Consider the following 21,576-nt stretch of genomic DNA (forward strand, 5'->3'; position numbering starts at 1 on the left):
GTCAAGCCGCATAGTCGGCGTTGCCACAATGGCCCGTCTGGCGATAGACGCATCCGACTTGAGCGCCGCGGGACAGGGCGATCACGCCTGATTCTGAAGCCCTGGCAGCCCGGACCATCGTGCCCGCGTATTCGCGGCCGATCAGGAACGCTCCCCAAAGAGGGACCCAGGACGTGGCCGCCCCGGGTTCCGGTGCGACAAACTGCTCAACAGGCGGGGCAATCCTTTCCTGCAGGACATGCTCGTGGACGACGCCCTCCCGAAGCGCGGCTTCCCATTCCGGAGAGCTGACCTGGTTCCCGAGAACGACACCTTGCCCGCCAAGCCCGTCCGAGGGCTTGATCACGAGAGAATCGCGGTGCTGCCGTGCGTACTCAAGCAAGTTCTCTTGCGCTCCCCGCACCTCGACTTCCTCGTCCGCGAGCACATGGGTCCACGGGAGCACCTCCCTCACAGCCTCGGATTCGGCAGCCGAAAGGGAGCCGAGCAGCCGCTTGCTGTGCAGCATCGCCAAGACGGTCTTGTTGCTGAAAAGGACTCCGCTCAACGGTGTGAACACCGGCACGCCGTAGGTCCGAAAAGCACCGAGAAGCTGAGCCGCGTGCTCGGACGCGGCCACCGAATCGGTCATCTCGTTGAGCGTGAAGAACCGGTACACGAGCGAGAAATGCCGCCCGGCGGCTCGCAGCGAGGTGCCGGTGTCCCGGACGTCTGCGGTAGAGCAGGCGAACGCCTCGATGCCCTGTCCCCGCAACCCGCGGGCGATGCCCGCGAGATGCGGTTCGGTTGCCGCATAACTGGCTGGTCCGTCCATGACCGCGACGACCGGGTCCCGTCCGTGGTCTGCGGCGAAGGCGCGAAGCATCGCAGCCAGCGCCGGAAGCGGATCCTCGAGCTCAAGCGCTTCGGACTGGACGAAATCCCGCATGTGCTCGTTACTGCCATACAATGCGCGACTGATGCTGGCGACCTGCAGCCCTCCGACCGGGCTCCCGAGGTTGAACTCCAACGTCCGGAAGCGGTCGCCGTCGAAGTACAGATCCGCTCGCCCGTACCGGACCGGCGGCTCCTGTATCCCTTCCCCGAGCAGATCTGCTTGGTCCTCGCGGATCCCGACCAAGCCCGCGAATCGCCGGAGATCGCCGTCGCACATCCGCTCCGGCAGGGAGAACAAGACATCGGCAATGACATTGAGGGCTGACCGGATCTGTTCCGTCTCCTGCCGCTCCAGAAACAGCGGCCGAGTCAAGAATTCCGGGCCGAAAGCACTGCGGAGCAGCTGCGAAGCCTCAGAGTCCACCTCTGGCGTCGACAGAATTGATCGCGCTGCGGGCGAATTCAGGAAACGAGCTGTGAGCTGATTACGCACATGCACCTCTCGAAACAGTGAGCAGCGGGCAACGAGGCACGCCTCCGGGAACTGCGTGGGCAATAGGGCGTTTGCTGGTCATCCGGTCTCCGCCACGCCGACCAATCGTTGCCGAGCCGCCGCACTTCGCGCGACGAGACAGGTCGCGACGCCAGCCGCAAGGAAAAGCCCACCCACCGCGGCCCAGCCCATCGTGCCGTGTTCCACCGCGGTCGCAGTCACCACGTACGGCCCCAGCATGGTGCCGAGCGCGAACCCGGTTTGGCTGGCACCCTGGTATGCCCCGGCTCGGCTTGGGTCGGCGAGTTCGAATGCCAAGCCCCAACTGCCCGCTTCGGAGAACATTTCCGCACCGGTCTGCGCCAATCCGGCCACCAGCAGAAGTGCTGTCGCGACCACTGCGACGACGTGACCGGACAGCGCATACAGTACACAGGAGGCCGCGAGCAGGATGCCGGCACGAAGGACCAACCGGCCCGCAAAGGCGATGTCGTCAGATCTCCGGGATGCACGCACTTGCAACAGTGCGATGAGAACAGTGTTCATGATGAGCAGCACCGAAATGACCACCGGCGGCGCATGAGTCCGAGTGGTGATCCAGAGCGGAACGCCTACAGCCTGCATACCGAACTGCATGGCCATCACCGCGTTGAGCGCAGTCACGGCGAGGTATGTCTTGTCGCGCAAGACGGATCCGGAAGGGAGCCCGGAAGTTGGCGTGTCCGCGCCGCCCGCGTTCTCGTTCCGGGCGGTAGGAGGCAAGCGACGAGCCAGGACTATCAGCGGAAGGCAGGCCAGCAGGAAGAAAATCCCCGGGAAGATCATGGTAACGCGGTACGCGGCCGGTGTATCGGACAGAAGCGCAAAGCCTGCGACAAGCGTCCCGATTCCGATGAAGACGTTGTCGAGCGAGCGAAACCTGGCCCGGAGTGAAACTCGCTCAGGCCCGACGAAAGTCTGTGCGACAAGGGCCAGCCGCGCAGTGCTTTGTATCGAGCGGCAGGCGACCACGCAACATGCGGTGACGATGAACGAGGTCGTCCCGGAAGCCGCTACGTAGGCCAAATAGGCCAGCCCCTGCCCTGCCGTGCCCAGAACGATCAGTAGATGCGGGTTCACTCGGTCAGCGGCATATCCGCTGAGCGGAGTGCAGAGCACGCCCAAAGCACCGGCAATTGTCAGGCCGAGAGCCACCGTGGCGGCTTGCAGTCCGACCACCCGAGTGAAAAAGAGCGCACTGACCGTGAAGAAAAGTCCACTCGCCAAGGCTCCGCAGATCGTGGCGATCGTCAGAGCCCTGGCCACCGGACTGTCCGAGAAAAGCGTCTGCTTCAGCTGCGAGGTCAATCGTCTCCGCAGATCTTCCCGGACTGGTGCCGAGTTACCGAACATCGTCATACCCCATGCTGAGAAGGTGGCAGGGTCACCGCCCCGGTCTGTTCGACACAGTTCGCACCGGTAGCGGCGCATCGCGGCCGACAGCAGCGAATCCTTCACGCCCATTTCGATTCGTGGACAACGTCATCCGTTCAGCAGGCCGACGCGCGGTCCTCCCTCCCGGCAGCCGAACGGGTCAGCTTGCGGCACCGTACGAGGCGTCACGACCGCTCAGCGGCCCACGGCCGGGCAGTTCACCACAACGGATCATCCGCCGACGGGCTCGCCTCGCACACCTCGAGCTCGACCTCGTTGAGCTGACCGCACACCGAAGTATTAACCGCCTGCACGGCTTGGGCCCGGTTTCCTGCACCGGTTTACTCCTTAAGGCATCGGGCGGGACGGCTGCGCCCGCCGAACAGCAGAACGAATGGTGCGACCACCTCGTGATCGCACCATTCCCAGCCTGGTCTCTGACGAGCGAGATCGGACTTGCACGGGATGACTGCGTAATGAATGTCCGAACGTCGGCCGCGCACAGCTGTATGCGACGCGGAGACGATGCGGCTCGTCGGCCGAAGCGTTGCGGAGCACCCGGTAGCGACTATAAGTGCATCGATCCCAAGACGCAACTGCCAGTTGAAATCGGATCCTTGACGTGAACTGTCCGTTGCGTGCCAGGATCCATCCGCCCAGCGCCACGACGAGCGCCACGATATTCGTTGCGTTCACTGCGTGACCTCATTCGCTGCCTCCGGTGCGAGCCGGTCGGAATCCGCGTCGTCTGCCGGGCCGATCCACGCGGCACTGGGCGCCTTGCCGCCCGCGACGACGAGTTCGGCAACACCGTGGTCGAGACTGCGGTTGTCAGCCGTGGCAGTGCGTTGCAGGCGAAGTTGGAGTGGCGCGGTGGCCTCGGCAGCGGACCGCGTCAGAACGGAACTCGCGTGATGGCTGCAAGGAGGGGCCGGGCTCGCCTGCTTCTCCGCCGGTACCGGGGTGAGCCGCTCGCCGTCAGGAAGCGGAACGGGGCGTGGTCACCTGGGACACCAAGCCGTTGGTGAATGTCACCTGCGTGTCGTACCCCGAGGGCATCCCCACATACAGCCAGTACTCGTAATGCGGGGGAGTCTGGCCGCGCAGGCGTACCGCGGCGTATGGGGCGGCTCCGGCGACCTCCTCGCGAGTCGTGGAATCAAGGGGTGCACCCAGCAGGCTGAGCACCTCGGCCTTGCTCATGCCGACCTTCACCGGGGTGCGTCGTCTGAATGGCCACAGCATCGGCGGCTACCTGCCTAAGCGACCGGATCTGCCCACGAGAATCCGAGCGTAGAGTTCGCCTGCGGGACCGGTCCCGAACCCGGCACGAACGGGGCGTTCGGAGCCGAGCCAAGCGGGCAGACACCGCGGACGACGCTCCGGCCGGCGGGACTTCCTGCCGTTTTGACCGGCCAGGCGCACATCGCTGACAACCGCCGGCCCGGCGATGGCGCCTCCGCCTGCTGCGGACCGACCAGGCTTCGACGGAGCCAGAACGGGTAATCCCGCCCCGAACGAGACTCCGGAGGAAGGAAACCGCTGTGCGCGCGTTGACCTCGAGCCGCGACACTCGAACACGCTCGAGGTCTCCGAGGCACCCGACCTGGCCCCCGCGCAGGGCGAGCTGCTGGTCCGCGGCCTGGCCCGGGGAGTGTTCGGGACCGCCAAAAAGATCGTGCGCGGCGCCTACGGCTGGGCGCCTCCGGGAAACGACCGGCTGGTGCTCGGCCTCCAGCGCGGTCTCGACGCGCACGTCCTCGACCGGATCACCGACGGCCCGAAACCCGAAGCGGTCCGGTCGCTCGGCGCGACCTGCCACCGCGAACCGGTCGAGGACGTAGCGGCGCGCCTGTGCCCGGGCGTGGTCGTCGAGGCCACCGGAGCGGGCCAGATCGTGGTCGAAGCGACCGAACTTCTGATGGCAGTGCGGCTTTCCCCGCACACCGATCGCAACGAATCAACGGTCCTCCGAGCAGAACCGTCCGCAACCTCGCATGCGACATCGCTCTCGTCTCCGTCCGCTCGCGTCAGCGGGAAACAGAACTGAACTGCGGCGAGGCCCCGAGGCGGATCCTGCACCGGCCGCCGACGTCGTTGGACGAATACCTGCACTCCGCCTCCTGGCGATGGGCCCATCGCCAATGGACCTGACCTGCAGCGCCCCACCGCGACAGCCAGTCATCCGCGCACACGGTACAGCCAGCGTTTCGACGACCGCACGCTGACGACCCCCGCGGCGCTTGCCCCGGCGCGGCACCGGTTTCCTCGAAAACTGCCCTGCGCTCAGGAGGTCGCGCGCACCGCCAGGCGATGCGGAGCGGAGATCGAGCCCTGGGATGCTGAACCGCCCGTCTTCGACGTCGTCGAACCGACCAGCGCGACTCCCGAGGTCTATCGCGCCGCCGCGGTCGACCTCGGCACGCAACGCGATCTCGTCGGTGAAACCGAACGTCGCAGTTTCTGGGCGCGTACCGCGGCATCCGCGCCGGTGTGACCTCGTCCGGGAACCCAACCGAGGGGCCGGCCGCGCTGCAGGTCCTCGGCGGCAGCCCTTCCGATGAGATCGGGGACAGCCGGAGAACCAGGTTGGCAGCTTCCCTTGTCGGCCGCACCGCCCTCCGCCGCGGCATTTTCGACGGCCGTGGCGGACCCGCCTGCGAACTCGACAGCAACGTTCGCGGTCTCGCGCTCGAAACTGGTCCGGATGTTCTGGCACCCGGCACACTCGTCTGCCGAGATGCGGCTATTTGAGCGGCGTTGGCGGTGACCGGGCGTTTTAGGCCGGAGAGCCGCCCCGACGGTCGAGGCGGCTCCCCACCGAAGCGGCAGGGCGATTCCTGCGGATGCCAGAGCAGGCTCTACAGGCCGAGTTCGGCCAGCCTCCGGGTGATGCGGGCGTCCGTCGAGACGACCGGTGCGCCGGAGCGCACCCACGGGTCGCCGCCGAAGCGGTCGGTGAAGATCTTCTCCGCCGTGCGGGTCGACACCGCCTGCATGGTCAGGGTCGGGTTGGCGCCGCTCGTTCCGTTGGACAGCGCCGAGTTGTCGGCGATGTAGAGGCCGTCGACCCACCGGGCGTGCCCGTTCGCGTCGAGGACGGAATCCTCTTCGGACAGCCCCATCCGCATGCTGGACTGGACGTGCAGGATGATCGGGGCCCAATCCATCCGGTACACGTTCTTGGCACCGGCGGCCCGGGCGATCTCGACGGCGCGGCGCACCAGGAATTCCCGGTTCTCGACGGTGCGCGCACTGCGCTTGCGCTGGTGCATCTCGACCTTCGCGACCGACCCGTGCTCGTCGGCCGGCATCGCCGACAGGGACGCGCGGTTCTGTGCCTCGACGTGGTCGTCGGTCATGATCAGCATCGCGAACATCCGGTCGATGCCGTGCATCATCATGTCTTTGAGCTCGTTGCCCATCAACCGGCCCGCCGGACCGTCCCAGGTGCCGGTGAAGCCGCGGCCGTTGGTGTACTGGCCGCGAACCCCGCTGTCGGACATCGCCATCGTGAAGGACAGCAGCGCGGGCGGGATGCCGACGTTCATCACGCCGCCGCGGCCGGGCCAGTCCGAGCGGGCCGACGAGCCGGTGCCCTTGCTCGTGCCGGTGTACTCGTCGAAGGTGGCGAAGACCCAGTCGAAGTAGTGGTCGGTGTAGCCGCGGCCGACCCAGTCGTTGGGGTTGGGCAGGCCGCTGTTGAGCCACAGCCGCGGATTCTCCGTGCACCCGCCGGCCAGCACGACGACCTTCGCGTCCTCCCGGTGCTGTTCCCCGGTCGCGCCGGCCCCCCACGTGACACCGGTCGCGGTCGTCTTCCCGTTGCGCTGTTCGGTGTGCACCTGGGTGACGAACGCGTCGGTGATCAGCTCGACCGCTCGCCCGCCCGCGGCCCAGCGGTCCGCGGTCAACGCCATCGGCACGTAGCTGTTGTCGGTGGAGCGCTTCGCGGTCTGGTTCCGGGGAGCCTTGGCGGGGTGGCTGCAGCCGAGGATGCAGTACCCGCAGAAGGTGCAGCCGGTGGACTGCGGGTAGAACAGCCGCGGCTCGTTCTCGAGCCCGGTGACCTTGCCGGCGAAACCGCCGGGCTGCAGGATCGCGTTCTCCTGCGGCCGGTAGGAGTTCCGCGTCGTCGTCTTGCCGGTCTGCACCGGCAGCCCGAGGTTTTCGCAGCCGCGGAAGAAGACCTCTTCCTTGGTTCCCATCGCGGCCGTCTGCACCGGGAGGGTGGCTTCGACCCACTCGTAGTAGGGCACGAGTTCCGAGTAGCTGAACGGGAACCGGTGCTCGGTGTCGTAGGCCCCAGCGTCCGCCCCGGTGTAGCCGGCGAACGAGCCCGGGAACGCGCGCGGCGAGTTGCCGAAGTAGTGCTGCGTGGTGCCGCCGACGCCGGAAAGCTGCCACAGAAAGGAATTCTGCGGTGTCTCCCGGTACCACGCCGGCTTGGACCGGTCGGCGGGGCCGAAGCGCAGGAACCCGGTCAGCGGGTTGTTGGCGTCGTTCTCGTAGTGCGTCCACTCCTCGGCGAGGTCGGCGTGCCGGGGACCCGCCTCGAGGAGGAGCACGTCGAGGCCTTTCGCCGCGAGTTCCTTGGCGACCACCGGTCCGCCGCCGCCCGCGCCGACCACGATCACGTCGCGCATCAGTTCGCCACCTTCTTCCGGCCCTGGTAGTAGCCCTTGAATTCGTCCCACCCGTGCACGACGCCGTCGGGCTGGTACCCGGAAAGCTCCCAGCCGACGGGCCGCCGGGTGATCGTCTTGGCCTTCGCGTCGTAGACGCCCCACTCGCCGTAGCTGCCGTAGGCGGAGACCTCGAACAGCGCGCCGGCCAGGAACCGCAGCACGCCCGACAGGGTCTCGGTGAACGGAGCCGGTGCCTTCGAGTCCAAAGTGGACAGCAGGTCCGGATCGGGGCCTTCGAGCAGTTCGAACGCCCGGCACTTGTCGGCGAACGACAGCCGGGCGAACGGCGAGAGGAACAGCCCGTTGACCGACGCCGGGTTCGCCTGTGTCGCGACCAGGTTCAGCAGCAACGCCACCACCGACGACAGCGGGAGGGTCGCGTTGTTGCCGAGCAGCGTCGTGAGCGCGTCGTCCAGGGTCCGCACCGAGCCGAGCGGCAGGCCGGCCAGGGAACCGGGCAGGACGACGCCGCTGCCGTCCAGGCCGGCGGCCAAGCCCTGCGCGAGCGCGGCGCCGAGCTGGTCGGGGAAGGGGACGAAGTGGTCCAGCGACGTGATCATGAAGTCGGTCGCCCTCGCTTCCAGGGCTCCCGGCTCTCCGCGCGGCGTGCCCTGGGCCTTCGAGTAGGCGTCCGGCCCCGGGCACGTCATCACGACGAGCCCGTTGAGGGTGTCCCTGGCCAGCTCGCCCAGCACCGGCCGCAGCCCGGCGACGACGTCGTCCAGGGTCTGCGCCCGGCCGCCCGCCGGGGCCAGCAGCCCCCCGGCGGCCACGGCGGCGCCGAGCAGCCCGATGCGGGCGAGGAATGTTCGACGGTCGGACTCCGGCTTCACGGCACCTCCACGGCGACGGGGCGATGGGCCCGCCCAGCATTCCCGCCGGACCGGCCCCCGGCATTGGCAGTTCTTACTCCGTTCGGCCTAGTTCGTTGGGCATTTGCCCATAGCCCCCGTTACCGTTTTCGTAGTTCCTGATCAAGGAGCTGTGGTCGCCAGGTCCGGCATGACTGTGTCCCCCAGTCGAAGTGATGATCCGGGGGGTGGTGTCACCGGGCCTGGTGGCATCGACCGACCGCTGATAAGGACACGGCCGCCGCTGGGCAGGTCTCCTCGTAACGTGGGTGCCGGCGCTCGATGCTCGACCGGGCGACCCACCCGCACCACGGCGAAGGGCATGGTGGATGACCAGCGGTATCAGGGTTTTTCTGGGCTTGGACGTGGGCAAGGGCGAGCATCACGCGGTGGGGCTGGACCCGGACGGCAAGCGGCTGCACGACGCTCCGCTGCCCAACAGCGAACCGAAACTGCGGGCGTTGTTCGACAAACTCGCCGGCCACGGGCGGCTGCTGGTCGTGGTCGACCAGCCCGCCACCATCGGAGCCCTGCCGGTCGCGATCGCCCGCGCAGCCGGGCACCAGGTGGCCTACCTGCCCGGCCTGGCGATGCGCCGCATCGCCGATCTCTACCCCGGCCGGGCGAAAACCGACGCCCGCGACGCGTTCGTCATCGCCGACGCCGCCCGCTCGCTCCCGCACACCCTGCGCCAGGTCGACCTCGGCGACGACGCCCTGGCCGAACTCGACGTGCTGGTCGGGTTCGACGACGACCTCGCCGCCGAAGCGACCCGTCTGTCCAACCGCGTCCGCGGCCTGCTCACCGGCATCCACCCCGCACTCGAACGCGCCATCGGCCCGAAAATCGCTCACCCGGCGGTGCTGGAGATCCTCTCCCGCTGCGGCGGGCCCGCCGGAATCCGCAAAGCCGGACGCCGCAAACTCACCGCGATCGCCATCGCGCACGCGCCCCGCATGGGCGACAACCTCGTCGCGGCGATCATGACCGCGCTGGACGAGCAGACCGTCACCGTCCCCGGCACCACAGCCGCCGACACCGTCCTGCCCCGGCTCGCCGACAGCCTGAAAACCGTGCTCCAGCAACGCAAAGCCGTCGCCGGACAAGTCGAGGGGATACTCGATGCGCACCCTCTTGCCGGGGTCCTGACGTCGATGCCCGGCATCGGAGTCAGGACCAGCGCGCGCATCCTGCTCGAGATCGGCGACGCCTCCGGGTTCGCGTCCTCGGCGCATCTCGCGGCCTACGCCGGGATCGCCCCGGTCACCCGAGCTTCCGGCACCAGCATCAAAGGCGAGCACCCCGCCCGCACCGGCAACCGCAAACTCAAACGCGCGTTCTTCCTCGCCGCCTTCGCCGCCCTGTCCGACCCCACCAGCAGGCACTACTACGACAAAAAGAGAGCCGAGGGCAAGAAACACAACGCCGCCCTCATCTGCCTGGCCCGACGACGCTGCGACGTCCTCCACGCCATGCTCCGCAACAACACCCACTACCGACACCCCGAACCCGCGAGCGCCCCTGCAGCGGCTTGACAACCACATAAGGACACCCCCCCGCACCGAAGGAGGGCCATCGACGCGGATACCAGCGCGGTCCTTCGCTGCGATCGCTGTCGTGGTCACGCTGCTGCTGTCGGGATGCGAGAGCGGCGACGACAGCGAAACGCAGAAACGCCAGACGGAACAGGCGATGAAACAGATGCTCAAGGAATACCAACCGCGTTTCGAACAGCGGCGCGCCGCACTCGCCGCCGTCGCGAAACCGTACCCGCGACGCTGCCCGCCAAGCAGTCCTGCGATCGGAATCTGGCTCCGAAAGCAGAGTTCATCAGCCTGGATGGCAACGTCATGGACAGCTACAACAGCCCCGGCAAAGGCGGCCACGTGGCGCTCCTCCAGGTGCGCGAGGCAACGGCCCCGGAGTCGATGGAGGACCGGGCCGGGCAGAGCAGAGCGAGTTCAGCCTGCCAGCGGGCTGGCTGGTGCAGGGCATGTGGATCACCGGGCCGCAGGGGCCACCCCGGCACCGGTCGCTTCAAGGTCGACGCCACCTACGGCTACGAACCCTACCGGGGCGTCGAAGTAGACCCGGTCGTCCGGCTGAGAAGAATCCTCGACGTCGGACTGCACAAACGCCTCGCCCTCCCGCACCAGGTGACTGCCTACGGCGACCCGACCCCGAAGACGACAACCTGCAGGACATCGTGGCCGCCGACGCCTACCTAGCCGACCTCGACCGCCGCGACCTGCCCTGCTGGTTCCCTTTATCCGGCCACGACTACGACCTGGCCGGGTCCGAGATCAGAGTCCACTCCGGCACCCCGGACGAGGACATGCGCACCACCATCCAGCTCGACCTCGGCGACCGGCTCAAGACCCTGCCCGGCCAGTGACCGCCGCCGCCCAGCTGTCAACGAGTTCAGCTGTCGACGGGCCAGGCCGAGACGAATTGCGGTGCTGCGCGGACAAGATTCGCCACAGGACCGCGTCCGTGGTTCCGCGCAGCGGTGCTGCGGGCGCAGCCGGCTCGGACCACCACGTCCTTGAACCAGCCGAACCTCGCAAATGCGGTGGAAATGCGGTGCCAGCGCGGTGGTCGCGCGGATGCGTATTCGGTTGGCTGGGGAGCGACGGCTCAGGAGCCCTCCGGACTCCTCTCTGTCGCCGGAACCGCGCCTACGGAGCACCTGCATGGACGACGAGCGACAACCCTGGGTTTACGCCAGAACGATCGACGCTGCCGTGTCGCATTCCCGGTCAGCGTGCCTTCCCGCCAGCAGACGTGCACGGTAGCCGCCGCGGGACCCCCGCCGAACTCCCCGACCGTCCCACGCCGGATCCACGAAACCTAGCCAGCGCTTAAGTCGAAGAAAGATGCAGAAGCGTGGTATACGCAAAAAACAAGCTGTCCGAGATCACGTTAATCGTACGCGATCTTGAAGAAAAGATTTCAGCGTACATAGCGGAATCTGATGATTTGCTGACGGCGTGGCCGGCAATGGAGCTGGGTGATGCCCTCGTCGACCTCGGCAACTGCCTGAAATCCCGCACCCAGCGCATCGTCGTTCCCTCAAGCGGCTGGATGCCGGAAATGGCGACATTGGCGGATCAACAAGTTGCCCGGGTAGCACATTGGACGGGCACACGGCCCGTTCGGCAAGGGTTGGCGTTCATCTCAGCCTGCGGCACACCATGCTACCCCTTTTACGGGCGCGACCGAGCGAACAAGATCATGCGCCATACGACCTGCATCGATTGCAAGCACATGGTCGACCAGCCCTAGCACGGGCAGGTCCGGCGCGGAATCAGACAGCTGCGTCCAACCCATGGCAGGCGCACCGGACACTTTTATCGTCGCCCGGGCCCGGTCGGCGGCCATTGCTGCGCGTAAGGCGGCCCCGGCTGACCGAGCGGTTGCTGCGGAGCCGGCGGACGGCGGCCGTACATGGGATTCCCGGCACCGCCGGGATCAACGTGGTATCTGTTTTGTGCCTGACGCCGTCGCAACGAATTTCTCACCGGAACGACGACAGCCAGCCCGACGCACAGCATGAACATGGAAAGGACAGCGATGATGATGACCGCCCACCAGAAGATGTCCATGTCCTCTGCTTCCGTTTCGCTCGGCTAGTTTGCCGGGTTGACGTGCCAGCTTCCCGGGTTCCCGATCTGGTCGGGCAGCGGGGTCAGCTGATTGAATCCGGTTGCGCTTGCTGTGAACCCGACGCTGGCGCTTTTGTACTGGCCGAATTGCTCGACAGCACTGGACAGCAAGTCCGTGCAGTTCTTCACGAAATTGGTGAGTAGGTCGGTGATCGCCTGAATGGCGTTGGACAGCTCCAACTCCCCGAAACCCGGGATCAGAGCGATTCCCACGCTCACACCGGCGTTGACGATATCAGCTGCCGTGTTCCCGATCAGCCTGATTACGGCCGCGTAGGTGTTGTACACGATGGAGACGCAGCCGCCGAGCGCCGTGCCCATGGCCGCCAGGGCGGATTGATCGGTGTCGAGCGCGCTGGTCGCGTCGGCGGAGTACGCGGAGTACTGGCTGAACGCGGGACCGGACCAGTACGCGGAGAGGGTTTGGGTCGCGTACTGGATGCCCAGCCGCGAGTCGACCAGGGCGGTGTTCTTCGCCCAGGCCTGCGCGATGAGGTTTATTTTCTCCGCGTTCCCGAACAGGTCGTTCTTGATCTTGTCGAGCATCTGGATGACGTCCGGATGATTGACTTTCTGCGCCGCTTCCCGGATTTTCCGGTCGGCGTCGTCTGGGTACGGGATGCTGGAGATGTTCGGCACCGGGTTCGGTTTGGGAGGAGCCGGGGCGGGGGCGTCCGGGAACGGGTTCGGCCAGGACGGCGATGTGCCGCCCGTCGGGTCCGGGAACGACCTCCCGTGCGGGTTCGTCATCAGCGGCCGCCTTTCTGCTCGGGCTGGTAGACGCCGCTGTTGTCGGCTTTGCCGGCCAGCCAGCCGAACTTCTTGTAGTACTCCTCGTCCTGCGCCTCGTAGGCCTTCGCGGCGGTGTCGAGGCTGTGGGCCGCCGCGGTGAGGCTGTCGCTGCTGGCGGCGACCTTGCGCATGATCTGGTCGACCGCCGCGTTGTACTCGGGGACGATTCCGGCCAGGTGCCCGAGGATGCCGAGGTCCTGCTCGCTCATCCGGAAGTCCGGGAGATCCTGTCCGACGAGCTGCAGGTGGCGTTCCGCCGCGTCGACGAACGCGGTCTGCGCTCCGCGGAGCGCTTGCGGGACGACTTCGAATCCCTTGCCGGTCATGCGTTCCCCCTCCTGGCGGCCTGGCCGGCCGCGGATGCGTTCTGCAGTGTCTGCTCGACGTGCGCACGCGCTTGGGCCTCGGCCTCGCGGATGGTCTGTGCGATCTGGGCACCGAGCGCGCGGCCGTTGGCCGAGGAGAGGCCGTGCGGGTCGATGGTCACCGACACGAGCGTGCCCCGCCCCGTCACCGTGACCGCCCCCGCGCCGCCGGGGATCCGGCGGTTGATCGCCGCCCCGGCGGCGGCCGAGGCGATTGCCTCGGCCCGGTGCAGATTCGCTTCGATTTCCTGTGTGAGGGCGTAAAGCTCGTTGTACCCGGGCATGGACGTCACTCCTCGAGAGCCAGAAAGTCGTAGTCGCCGAAGTCCTCGTCGTCGGCACGTCCCCTGCGCGCCGGGGGCGGCGGCGCGGTCGCGGCCGCCGGAGCGAAGGCAGGCGGGGCCGCCGGTTCCGGCGGCGCTGCCGGCGGAGGCGCGTCGGGATGGAGCACTGCCGACACCGCCGCGCGCGCGTGCTGCCCGGCCGCCGCGCGAGCCCGGTTGACGGCCTCGACGACAGCCGGGCCGACCAGTTCCGGATGCGGCGACCGCAGCGCGTCGTCGCGGACCACAATCTCGACGATCTCCCCGCGGCCGTCGACAGTGGCGGTCACGCTGCTGTCGCGGGACACGCCGCGGAACCGTTGCCCGGCGAACTCGGCGTCGAGGTCCGCGAGACGCCGCTGCCGGGCGGCGACGTCGTGGCCGTTGCCGATGCCGAACGCCTTCAGTATGTCCACGGTCATCATGGAGTCCTGTAGTCAGTGGAGGCCGTCGAGAAGGTCGGCCACGCGCGAGGCGGTCGCCGGCGTGAGGTCCCACCGCTCGTCGTCGTAGTGCTTGCTGATCTGCAACGCCCATCGCCCGCTGTCGGTGTCGTAGACCCGCAGCGGGACCTCGCTGCGGCGACGCCCGCTGCGGTCACGTTGCTCGGCGTAGAGCTCGGCGCTCACAAGCGGCGGCCTGGCGATGACCCGCTCGGCCCTCCGCACCGCGCTGTCGCGGGCGACACCGGTGTCGCGGGCTTCGACCAGCTCGCTGCGCAGCACCGTGATCGGCTGCGCGTTCGACCGCACGTGCTCGTGCGGCAGCACGTCCGCCAGCATCGCGCTCAACCGCTCGCGCCGGAACGTCCGCACCCAGACCTCGCCGCCGTCCCGGACCGCGATCAACCCGAACCACGACGACCCGGCGGCCAACGCCGACAAATGCCGGCTGCCGTCGCTGAACCAGCCGTAACAGGCGTGCGGCGGCCGGCTCAACAACTCGGCCACGTCGGCCAGCTCCGGTTCGTCCACGCTGGACGCCGCGCCGTCGTACCGGGCCTTCAGCGCCGCGACACGCCGGTCGACGTCCGCCTGCGCCTCCGCGTCGTGCCACTCCGCCTGCGGTGCCAGCGCGACATGCAGGTCGGCGCCGGTCACCTCGGTCACCAATGCCGCGAGATCCGCCGCGGCGAACCCGACCGGCTCGGGAAACCACATCGGCGCTACACCCGTTTCTTGGGGGCCTCGCCGATCACGGCCGGACTCGCGGCCATCCCGGTCTGCGGATCCACCAGCTGCTGCCCGTCGTCCGCGGCCAGGAACGCCTCGTCGTCGGACAGCACGTACTTGCGCTCGTGCTCCTCGTCGTCCTCCCGCTTGCGGCCCGCGCCGGTGCCCGTCCCGCCGACCGCTCCGCCGCCCGGCCGCCCCGACGACCCCGGCGCACTGCCGGTGCGGCTGCGCGCCGCCGCTTCCTCCGAAGCGCCGATCCCGCTGCCGCGGCCGCCTCCCGGCGCGTTCTCTCCGCCGGCGCGGCCGCCAGGACCAGCTCCGCTGCCGGACGAACCGCGCCCGCCTGCGCCGCCGGGCAGCCCGCCGCCGACGGCGGGCGCATCGGAGTTCCAGGAACCGCCGTTGCCCGCGCCCGCGGGAGGATTCGGGTCCAGCACGCCGCGGCGGTAAAGACCGGGGTCGCGTGACGTGCCGCCTTGCTCGAGCCCGGTCTGCACACTTGGCGTCACGTAGCCGGCCGACGACGTCGACTCATCCCCGCCACGCCCCGCAGCCCGCGGCAGTGCCACGCCGCCGGGAGCCGTGGACCGCCCGGACGCCGCCGCTCCGGCGGCGAACGGTGCGGCGTTCGCACCGCCGTACGAGCCGGCAGGGCCTGCGCTGTGACCGGGCTGCAGGGGACCGGCCGAGCCACCGTTGTGTCCGGCTGAGCTGTGCACCACCGGAGCCGGCGGCGGCGCGCTGCTGACGTTCATCGCGTTCGCGTCGGCCTGGCCGTAACTGGTGGGCATGGCGCGGCCGGTCTCGTCCGACGCCGTGGACCAGGACTTCATCACCGCCACGTTCGCCGCCGCGACGTTGTTGCTCTGCCGGGTCTGGTTTTCGATGTCGGCGTCGATCACGCTCTGCACGCCGAGAAACTCCGTCATCGGCGGAGGGGCCTGCGGCACCGGAGGCACGGGCTGCACCTTGGCTTTGACGTCGTGCCACGCGGACGACTGCGTTGTCAGGCCTGCGTGCGCCATGCTCATCGACTCCGCGGCCTGCGCGTGCTCGGCCGCCAACGGGCCCGCACCTCGTGACGCGGCCCCCGCCGCGTCGCCGGTCCAGCCCTCCTCCATCGCCGCGGCAAGCGCCCGGCTGTCCGCCGCCCGGCTCTCGTACTGGGACTGGAACGAGGTGACGTAGTCGGCCGCCTGCATCAGTCCGCCCGGCCCGACAGCGTTGGCGAAGTTGTCGTAGATCTGCTGCGCGGACATCGACTGCCCCGCCATGTCACTGCCCGCCCTGCATGGTCGACAGGACAGCCTTGGTCACGTTCGTGGCCGCTGTCGTCGCATTGCTGCCCGGCGTGCCCTGGATCAGCACCAGCATCTCGGTCTGGTCCGACACGCCGACCAGCATGGTCGCCTGGCCTTGACTGCGGCGATCCGCGGTGTTGGCCAGCACGGCCGGAAAACCGCTCACCACCGTCGGCTCGAAGTAGCCGTCCTTGTAGTAGCCGGACGCTTTCTGCCGATAGGCGTTCGTCAGGCCGTTCTTCACGGTGGTCAGAAACGTCGCGCTGACGGCCGTGTACCCGTCGCTGAACCGCCACCCGCAACCGACGCCGCTGGACTTCGAATCAGCCTTGGGCTGGCTCAACTGCAGCGCGGACAGCTGCGCCGACGTCAGCATGCTGCACGGATCCGCAAGGTATTTGTCCACGTTCACCGGAGCCGGAACCTTCGGCGCCTCCGCAGTCTCGCCCCCCCCGGAGAGGAGGGCGAACCGCTTTGGCTGGTGCCGGAAGGCGTCGGGTTTGCCCTCCCTTGGGTCGGCTCGGAGCACCCGCCGGCCGCGACAGCCACCACGCCTGCGATACCGGCCAGAACAATACGAAATCGAGAGAAAGTCACAGATATCCTATTGGTAAATTCCGCCAGGAGCGGAGTTGCCGGGATTCACTTTGCCAAGAGCGTCCGCGACCTCGGCATCATGCTGCGTATAGGTTCCGGTGGCTTTTTTCAGCGCGTTGATGTACGCATAAGCCTGACGCTGCATCGACACGTTGTGGTCGATACAGCGCTGCAACGATGCCTGCACAAGTCGCGCCTGCTCAACGGCAGGCGGGTCAGGCGAGGGCGGCTGCGCGGAAGCCAACGCCATTTCCTGGACCTTCTGGTCACTCTGCAATCCGTGGAGCACGTCTTCCCACCGGGAGATCAACGCCGCGACAGTCCCCGGCTCGAACCGGTACCCGCCCGGCCCCGCAGAATGCATCAGCTCGGACGCCATCTCAGCGACACCCGCAATCCTCGCGACCCGCGAGGCCGACGAGCCGCCCGGATACGCGTGACACCGCGACGCGGCGCAACCCGGCCATCCCGCGTTCGCCCCTTCCCCCCGCATCAGGCGGCGAACCGTCGCCCGATCTCCCCATGTGACGCTCCCCTCACAACCCGTCATCACATCGTCGCCAGAGTATCGCACGCGATCCCGTCGCGGGCGTGGATCGCGAAACCCGCACCACTCTCGCGCACGACCCTTTCACAGTTTCTGACCTGTGAAAGTCTGCGACGTACCGCAACGACACCGACAAACTGGCCCGTCTGGTCGAACGGCTCCGCCGCTTCGAGCACGCTTTCCGCCCCCCAGAAGGCCGTCGGAATGCGAAAGCCGCCCTGATCGCACCCCAGGCATCCGGCCTCCGGGCCGATTCCCCACGGCACGCTGTCCGCGAGCCGCGCTGTTGATCGCACGAGCGTGCCGTCAGACCCTGCAATCAGGCCTTCTGGACCGCAACGGCGACCACTCGATCTCCTCGCGCCGCACAACGCGGACACAGCCGAGTTAGCCTGCCCCGCCGCCCGTCGGCCGGACGCTCAGCCATGCCGAGGAACAGCACGCAATGCGCTAGCGGGCCCTGGGAGCCCGTGGCACGCCTGCTGACCGAGTACGGCCACCAAGTGCACGCCGTGAGCCTGTCCGGGCTGGCCGACGTACCGCACGACAAGGTCGGTCTCGCCACCCACGTGTCGGACGTGCACGACCTGCTGGCGGCGAACGACCTGCGCGAAGTAATCCTCGTCGGACACAGCTATGCAGGCATCGTGACCGGGCAGGTCGCGGACCAAGCACCGGACTGGATCTCCCTCGCCGTGTACGTCGACGCGAAACCTGCCCCACGACGGCCGTGCCATGACCGACACGTGGTCGGAGCGCGGCAGGCAGCAGGTGCGCGATGAGATCGCCGGTGCCGAGGGCGGTGGCCAGCCATCGAACTGACCGACCTCGATGGCCAGGGCCTGACCGACGAGCAGGCCAAGTGGCTTGTGAGGCAGGCGACCGGTCATCCCGGCCGGACGCTGTTCGAACCTGCGGTGCTCGCCACCCCGCTGGACGGGGGCGACCGGCGTCTCCGTCGCCTGCGCGAAACCGACCGACGCGCTGACCCCCGAAGCCGAGACGCTTGCGAGCCGGCCCGGCCGGACCTTCCTACGGCTCGATACCGGGCGCTGGGCGATGATGTCGGCACCCGACGAGCTGGCGAGCGTACTGCACAGCCACGGCTTCGCCGTCATCCCGCACCGAGGATGCGCTTTACCACGGTGACCGCTGAAGCCGGATAGGCTGCCTCCACGACGATGGCGGGCGCGGCGACCTGGTCCGCCAGCGACCGCAGCGCCGCCGCGGCATCGGCAGGGTTCGTGCCGTCGAGCCGCAGTCCCAAGCACGCGCAGGACCCCGTTCTGCCGGCCGCGGTTAAGGTCCGCGCGTCCTTCCAGCCGCCCCGCTGGGCAAGTCATGGCCCGGTGCGCGGTTGCGTGTGTTTTCGTGCCCGTCTGTGAGCAGTTCCGTCAGCGCTCTCACGCAGGCACCTTCGGTGATCGGGACTTGGGTGAAGTGCATGGGTCGGTTCTGGTGGGTGAGCCAGGGATTGCGCTGTTGAATGAGCGGTGACGGGTGCTGGTCGAGGGTCGGGTAGACCAGAGCGCCGAGTTCTGCGTTGTGCGCGGTGAGGTAAGCGTTGAGCTGGTAGAGATCTTCCCGGTCCACTCCGCGACGGTCGTTGAGGGGTTTGTATTTGGCGTCGACGATCGCGGTCGGCGACTCGGCGGGCCCGATGAGGATGTCGGGGAAGAGGCGACCCAGCACTGCCGTGGGATGACGCGCTGATCGCAACAGCGGTGCGGGGACGTGATACTGGGTGCCGTGCGTGACGGGCAGCGCGGTGGCGCGGCGGGCGCAGCGGAGAAGGAACAGCTCCCACAGTTCGGCGACGTCGATGAGCAGGCCATGCGTGCGTTCGTCAGTGGGTGACGCTTGCGGGGCGGTGCGCTGCACGATCTGCCAGGACAGGTCGGCGACGCGCTTGTACGGCAACGTGATCGGGGTGTAGCGGACGCTGCGGAGGTCGCGCAGGCTCGGAAGCCGAGGGCGTGCGCCCACGCTCTCTCGCAGCCGCGGCACGATTTCCTCGACGCGGTCGCCCCGCCAACCCGGCCGGTGGTGCAGGAGGGTGTCGAGGACCTGGTCGGCTGCGACAATGACCTGACTGACCGGGTTCCCGAGCAGCTTCGCTCGTTCAACGGAGGCCACGAAAGGGCTGCGCGCCGCCCGGAGCGCGAAAGTTCCCGGCGAGTCGAGGCTTCCGCGCACCGCGGAGCCGACATGCCCCCGGCGGGTCCGGAAGCTCGGCAGTCCGTGGCGAGCGGCTGCCGTGAGCGCGGCTCGCCACAGCGCCGCGGTCAGTTCGGCGATGAGGGCTGAATTGCCGCGGGCCTCCGCGGCCCGGGGAACGGTGTGCAGGTTGAGGGCCGCGCTGGCCCAGCTGGCGATGGTGTCGATGCCCAGCCGCGGCCGGATCTCCAGGATCCGGCCGTCTCGGCGGAGCTCTCCCACGTAACGTCCGGCGCGCCAGCCACCGTCGAGTCGCCGCTCGAGGATAGGCTGCGGATCCGCCGACGCGCACGAGGGTGCCAGGTTCAGCGTGAACTGTTCCGGCCGGGTTTCGACAGCGAGCGCGACAAGCCATTGGTCTTCCTCCGCGGTGAAGACCCGGTCGCGCTCGACCGGGCCGGCCAGATCCGCGAAGACGATGCGGTCGGTCATTGCCCGAGGAAGACGCGACGGAACCGGTCCATCTGTTCGTCACGGTCGTCGACGCCCGCGAGGTACTGCTCCAGCAGCGGTTTGAGCGAGCGGCTCCACAGATCGAGCAGCGGCGGCTGCGGCTGGTCGCGGGGCTGGCGCCAGAGGTATCCGCCGTTGGCGGGGCGGCTCTTGCGCGTGCTCAGCCAGATGCCGAGGAAGAAGACGATGTCCGCGAAGTAGGTGTGTCCGACGTGGTACGCACGGCCGAGCACCGCCGATTCGGAGATCGCAATGTTGAGCCGTTCGGCGTGATCGGCAAAACGTGCGAGCTGTTCAGCCGCGTAGTCGTACGGGACGCCGCGGACAGCGCCGGCCCAGCGATCCTGGATGATCTCCAGAAGCGTCTCGCGCTCGAACGGACACTCCCGCCACAAGAACCTGCGGCGCAACGCGAAGTCCAACGTCTCCACCGACTGGTCGATCTCGTTCATCGTGCCGATCAGGTAGAGGTCCTCGGGCAGCGCAAGCGTGGCAGGCTGCTCGTCCGGGTTGCTGCCGGGCAGAGTCACCTCACGACCGCGCTGCCCGGCCTCCAGCAGGCTGAACGCCTCGCCGAACATCGCGCTCAGGTCGGTCCGGTTGATCTCGTCCAGCACCAGGACCACCGGCAACGCCGCGAGCCCGTCGGGGAATGCCTGGCCGTGGTAGCGGTCGACGACCGAAGGCAGGAGGCCCGGGTGGTAGCGGGTACGGTCGCCGTCGAGGCGCAACCCGCGAACGAACTCCGGATAACCGAATCCCGGATGCAGCTGCACCCAGAAGACGTTCGCCGCCACAGCGGCCTCGACCAGCTCAGCGCGTTCGATGAAGTTCTTGAAGCCCCAACGGTGCAGCGCGGCACGGCGGATGATCGTCTCCGCGAGGCCCCGCGCCTGGTAGGTTTTGCTGGTGCCCGGCGGTCCGTAAAGGACGATCTGCTTCTTCCACTCCAAGGCCTCCAGATCCCCCGTTGCCTCCCCTGAGTCCCCGGCGCTCTCCCACGCGACGCGCAACGGCGGGTGGTAGAAGTCGATCGCCTGCCCCGATGCGTTGCCCTCCGGCATCAGCGTCGCCAGCTTGTCCCGGATCGCGAACAGCTGCTCGTCGACGTCGAGCCCCGAAGTCTCGGCCAAGTCGCCGAACGCGGTCGCGATCTCGCGCTTGTGCCGGCCCGAGGAGATGCGCTCAAAAGTCTCCGGATGCAACAGGTGAAGCACAATGTGCCGCATCTCCCGCAGTGGCTTGTCCGTCTTGTCAGCGAAGTCGCGCAGCGCCCAGGCATCATCAAGCAGGACAGCACGCTCATCCCGGCCCAGCTCTTTGAGACGCAGACAGAAATCGATCAAATAGCCGACCTGCAAGTCCCGCCTCGTGTTGAAGCCGACACCAGGATGGCCGATGCCTTGCCTCATCGCCTGCATCGGCACCGACTCCGGATCCAACGTGACCTCCGTGCCGGCCACCGTCGCATTGATGACATCGAGCTTGCCCCGGTATGTCACCGAGCCGACGAACAGGAAGTGCACCAGCAGAACTTCAGCGGCCAGCAGCACCAACTCCGGACCAGCGTGCTCAAGCTGAATCGCCCACTTGCCGGCGAAAGTGCCGTCTCCCTCCCCGCTGACAAGCGGATTGCCGTTGAACCGACGGTCGAGGTCGCGAAGGACATCGACCGTCCAGACCCCGTCACGCGACGGATCCGTCAGCGACCTGTCCCCGAGCAGGCTGTGCTGAACCCACAGCCGGGCTGTTTCGTCCACCAGCTCTCGAGACTGTTCAGAGAATCGTGCCACTGGGTCGACGTCCAATCCGTGCTGGGG

General features: G+C 68.0%; 22 protein-coding genes. 5 read left to right on the forward strand and 17 right to left on the reverse strand.

The features are described 5' to 3' along the window. Position 1: 1 nt before the first annotated feature. The 3 genes from SSMG_RS25850 to SSMG_RS25860 all read right to left on the reverse strand — a co-directional run bounded on the left by SSMG_RS25850 (position 2) and on the right by SSMG_RS25860 (position 4,027). On the reverse strand, positions 2-1,369 hold the full coding sequence (locus SSMG_RS25850) for a glutathionylspermidine synthase family protein (RefSeq protein WP_009080871.1): 1,368 nt from the start codon (positions 1,367-1,369) through the stop codon (positions 2-4). A gap of 78 nt (positions 1,370-1,447) precedes the next feature. Beyond that, positions 1,448-2,767, reverse strand: a complete 1,320-nt coding sequence (locus SSMG_RS25855) for an MFS transporter (RefSeq protein WP_199785985.1) — start codon at positions 2,765-2,767, stop codon at positions 1,448-1,450. Between the two features lie 993 nt (positions 2,768-3,760). Continuing rightward, positions 3,761-4,027, reverse strand: coding sequence for a DUF2845 domain-containing protein (locus tag SSMG_RS25860; RefSeq protein ID WP_009080874.1), 267 nt, complete (start codon positions 4,025-4,027; stop codon positions 3,761-3,763). A 205-nt stretch (positions 4,028-4,232) separates the two neighbouring features. Between SSMG_RS25860 and SSMG_RS25865 the strand changes: the two genes are divergently transcribed. Then, on the forward strand, positions 4,233-4,832 hold the full coding sequence (locus SSMG_RS25865; RefSeq protein ID WP_009080875.1) for a hypothetical protein: 600 nt from the start codon (positions 4,233-4,235) through the stop codon (positions 4,830-4,832). An 811-nt stretch (positions 4,833-5,643) separates the two neighbouring features. Here SSMG_RS25865 and SSMG_RS25870 read toward each other — a convergent pair. Then, the gene (locus SSMG_RS25870) at positions 5,644-7,428 is read right to left on the reverse strand and encodes a GMC family oxidoreductase N-terminal domain-containing protein (protein ID WP_009080878.1); all 1,785 of its coding nucleotides are present in this window, start codon (positions 7,426-7,428) and stop codon (positions 5,644-5,646) included. Continuing rightward, on the reverse strand, positions 7,428-8,303 hold the full coding sequence (locus SSMG_RS25875; RefSeq protein ID WP_009080880.1) for a hypothetical protein: 876 nt from the start codon (positions 8,301-8,303) through the stop codon (positions 7,428-7,430). Before SSMG_RS25875 ends, SSMG_RS25870 begins: the two co-directional genes overlap by 1 nt. A 347-nt stretch (positions 8,304-8,650) precedes the next feature. Here SSMG_RS25875 and SSMG_RS25880 point away from each other — a divergent pair, with 347 nt between their 5' ends. The 3 genes from SSMG_RS25880 to SSMG_RS45600 all read left to right on the forward strand — a co-directional run bounded on the left by SSMG_RS25880 (position 8,651) and on the right by SSMG_RS45600 (position 11,606). Next, positions 8,651-9,856, forward strand: a complete 1,206-nt coding sequence (locus tag SSMG_RS25880; RefSeq protein ID WP_009080881.1) for an IS110 family transposase — start codon at positions 8,651-8,653, stop codon at positions 9,854-9,856. 671 nt (positions 9,857-10,527) lie between these two features. Next, complete coding sequence (locus tag SSMG_RS25885) at positions 10,528-10,716, forward strand: hypothetical protein (RefSeq protein WP_009080885.1); 189 nt, start codon at positions 10,528-10,530, stop codon at positions 10,714-10,716. Between the two features lie 491 nt (positions 10,717-11,207). Beyond that, positions 11,208-11,606, forward strand: a complete 399-nt coding sequence (locus tag SSMG_RS45600) for a hypothetical protein (protein ID WP_009080886.1) — start codon at positions 11,208-11,210, stop codon at positions 11,604-11,606. Between the two features lie 65 nt (positions 11,607-11,671). Here SSMG_RS45600 and SSMG_RS45605 read toward each other — a convergent pair whose 3' ends face one another. The 9 genes from SSMG_RS45605 to SSMG_RS25925 all read right to left on the reverse strand — a co-directional run bounded on the left by SSMG_RS45605 (position 11,672) and on the right by SSMG_RS25925 (position 16,918). Then, positions 11,672-11,926: a hypothetical protein gene (locus SSMG_RS45605; protein ID WP_009080888.1), complete on the reverse strand. Its 255-nt coding sequence runs from the start codon at positions 11,924-11,926 to the stop codon at positions 11,672-11,674. Between the two features lie 24 nt (positions 11,927-11,950). Beyond that, entirely contained in the window at positions 11,951-12,625 is a 675-nt protein-coding gene (locus SSMG_RS25890; protein WP_158688093.1) for a hypothetical protein, read from the reverse strand. A gap of 110 nt (positions 12,626-12,735) precedes the next feature. Next, positions 12,736-13,104, reverse strand: coding sequence for a hypothetical protein (locus tag SSMG_RS25895; RefSeq protein ID WP_009080891.1), 369 nt, complete (start codon positions 13,102-13,104; stop codon positions 12,736-12,738). Beyond that, on the reverse strand, positions 13,101-13,427 hold the full coding sequence (locus tag SSMG_RS25900; RefSeq protein ID WP_037714889.1) for a YbaB/EbfC family nucleoid-associated protein: 327 nt from the start codon (positions 13,425-13,427) through the stop codon (positions 13,101-13,103). The genes SSMG_RS25895 and SSMG_RS25900 overlap by 4 nt, the downstream gene beginning before the upstream one ends. Positions 13,428-13,432: 5 nt before the next feature. Then, positions 13,433-13,888 carry a YbaB/EbfC family nucleoid-associated protein gene (locus SSMG_RS25905; protein ID WP_100266883.1) on the reverse strand — a complete coding sequence of 152 codons (456 nt, stop codon included), beginning with the start codon at positions 13,886-13,888 and terminating at the stop codon, positions 13,433-13,435. 15 nt (positions 13,889-13,903) lie between these two features. Beyond that, a complete protein-coding gene (locus tag SSMG_RS25910; RefSeq protein WP_009080896.1) occupies positions 13,904-14,626 on the reverse strand; it encodes an ESX secretion-associated protein EspG in 723 nt (240 codons plus the stop codon). A gap of 5 nt (positions 14,627-14,631) precedes the next feature. Further along, positions 14,632-15,915: a hypothetical protein gene (locus SSMG_RS25915; RefSeq protein ID WP_009080898.1), complete on the reverse strand. Its 1,284-nt coding sequence runs from the start codon at positions 15,913-15,915 to the stop codon at positions 14,632-14,634. 1 nt (position 15,916) lies between these two features. Continuing rightward, positions 15,917-16,471: a DUF3558 family protein gene (locus tag SSMG_RS25920; RefSeq protein ID WP_009080899.1), complete on the reverse strand. Its 555-nt coding sequence runs from the start codon at positions 16,469-16,471 to the stop codon at positions 15,917-15,919. A gap of 75 nt (positions 16,472-16,546) precedes the next feature. Further along, the gene (locus SSMG_RS25925; RefSeq protein WP_009080900.1) at positions 16,547-16,918 is read right to left on the reverse strand and encodes a hypothetical protein; all 372 of its coding nucleotides are present in this window, start codon (positions 16,916-16,918) and stop codon (positions 16,547-16,549) included. Between the two features lie 593 nt (positions 16,919-17,511). On the opposite strand from SSMG_RS25925, the gene SSMG_RS25930 reads away from it, so the two are divergent. Beyond that, entirely contained in the window at positions 17,512-17,868 is a 357-nt protein-coding gene (locus SSMG_RS25930) for an alpha/beta fold hydrolase (protein WP_009080902.1), read from the forward strand. A gap of 332 nt (positions 17,869-18,200) precedes the next feature. On the opposite strand, the gene SSMG_RS45610 is transcribed toward SSMG_RS25930, so the two are convergent. From SSMG_RS45610 to SSMG_RS25940, 3 genes are read right to left on the reverse strand one after another with little or no spacing between them, the layout of a single operon-like run. Beyond that, positions 18,201-18,353, reverse strand: a complete 153-nt coding sequence (locus SSMG_RS45610; protein WP_158688095.1) for a hypothetical protein — start codon at positions 18,351-18,353, stop codon at positions 18,201-18,203. A gap of 32 nt (positions 18,354-18,385) precedes the next feature. Continuing rightward, the gene (locus SSMG_RS25935; RefSeq protein WP_009080903.1) at positions 18,386-19,735 is read right to left on the reverse strand and encodes a hypothetical protein; all 1,350 of its coding nucleotides are present in this window, start codon (positions 19,733-19,735) and stop codon (positions 18,386-18,388) included. Further along, positions 19,732-21,516, reverse strand: a complete 1,785-nt coding sequence (locus SSMG_RS25940) for an AAA family ATPase (RefSeq protein ID WP_100266884.1) — start codon at positions 21,514-21,516, stop codon at positions 19,732-19,734. The genes SSMG_RS25935 and SSMG_RS25940 overlap by 4 nt, the downstream gene beginning before the upstream one ends. Positions 21,517-21,576 lie beyond the last annotated feature (60 nt).

This window comes from Streptomyces sp. AA4 (assembly GCF_000158875.1).
GTDB lineage: Bacteria > Actinomycetota > Actinomycetes > Mycobacteriales > Pseudonocardiaceae > Amycolatopsis.

What these genes read in the sequence shown, in the direction of transcription:
- SSMG_RS25855 (WP_199785985.1), bottom strand. Translation starts at nt 2,767, where the DNA reads ATGACGATGTTCGGTAACTCGGCACCAGTCCGGGAAGATCTGCGGAGA.
- SSMG_RS25860 (WP_009080874.1), bottom strand. Translation starts at nt 4,027, where the DNA reads ATGCTGTGGCCATTCAGACGACGCACCCCGGTGAAGGTCGGCATGAGC.
- SSMG_RS25865 (WP_009080875.1), top strand. Translation starts at nt 4,233, where the DNA reads ATGGCGCCTCCGCCTGCTGCGGACCGACCAGGCTTCGACGGAGCCAGA.
- SSMG_RS25870 (WP_009080878.1), bottom strand. Translation starts at nt 7,428, where the DNA reads ATGCGCGACGTGATCGTGGTCGGCGCGGGCGGCGGCGGACCGGTGGTC.
- SSMG_RS25880 (WP_009080881.1), top strand. Translation starts at nt 8,651, where the DNA reads ATGACCAGCGGTATCAGGGTTTTTCTGGGCTTGGACGTGGGCAAGGGC.
- SSMG_RS45605 (WP_009080888.1), bottom strand. Translation starts at nt 11,926, where the DNA reads ATGGACATCTTCTGGTGGGCGGTCATCATCATCGCTGTCCTTTCCATG.
- SSMG_RS25895 (WP_009080891.1), bottom strand. Translation starts at nt 13,104, where the DNA reads ATGACCGGCAAGGGATTCGAAGTCGTCCCGCAAGCGCTCCGCGGAGCG.
- SSMG_RS25900 (WP_037714889.1), bottom strand. Translation starts at nt 13,427, where the DNA reads ATGCCCGGGTACAACGAGCTTTACGCCCTCACACAGGAAATCGAAGCG.
- SSMG_RS25905 (WP_100266883.1), bottom strand. Translation starts at nt 13,888, where the DNA reads ATGACCGTGGACATACTGAAGGCGTTCGGCATCGGCAACGGCCACGAC.
- SSMG_RS25910 (WP_009080896.1), bottom strand. Translation starts at nt 14,626, where the DNA reads ATGTGGTTTCCCGAGCCGGTCGGGTTCGCCGCGGCGGATCTCGCGGCA.
- SSMG_RS25915 (WP_009080898.1), bottom strand. Translation starts at nt 15,915, where the DNA reads ATGGCGGGGCAGTCGATGTCCGCGCAGCAGATCTACGACAACTTCGCC.
- SSMG_RS25925 (WP_009080900.1), bottom strand. Translation starts at nt 16,918, where the DNA reads ATGGCGTCCGAGCTGATGCATTCTGCGGGGCCGGGCGGGTACCGGTTC.
- SSMG_RS25930 (WP_009080902.1), top strand. Translation starts at nt 17,512, where the DNA reads ATGCCGAGGAACAGCACGCAATGCGCTAGCGGGCCCTGGGAGCCCGTG.
- SSMG_RS25935 (WP_009080903.1), bottom strand. Translation starts at nt 19,735, where the DNA reads ATGACCGACCGCATCGTCTTCGCGGATCTGGCCGGCCCGGTCGAGCGC.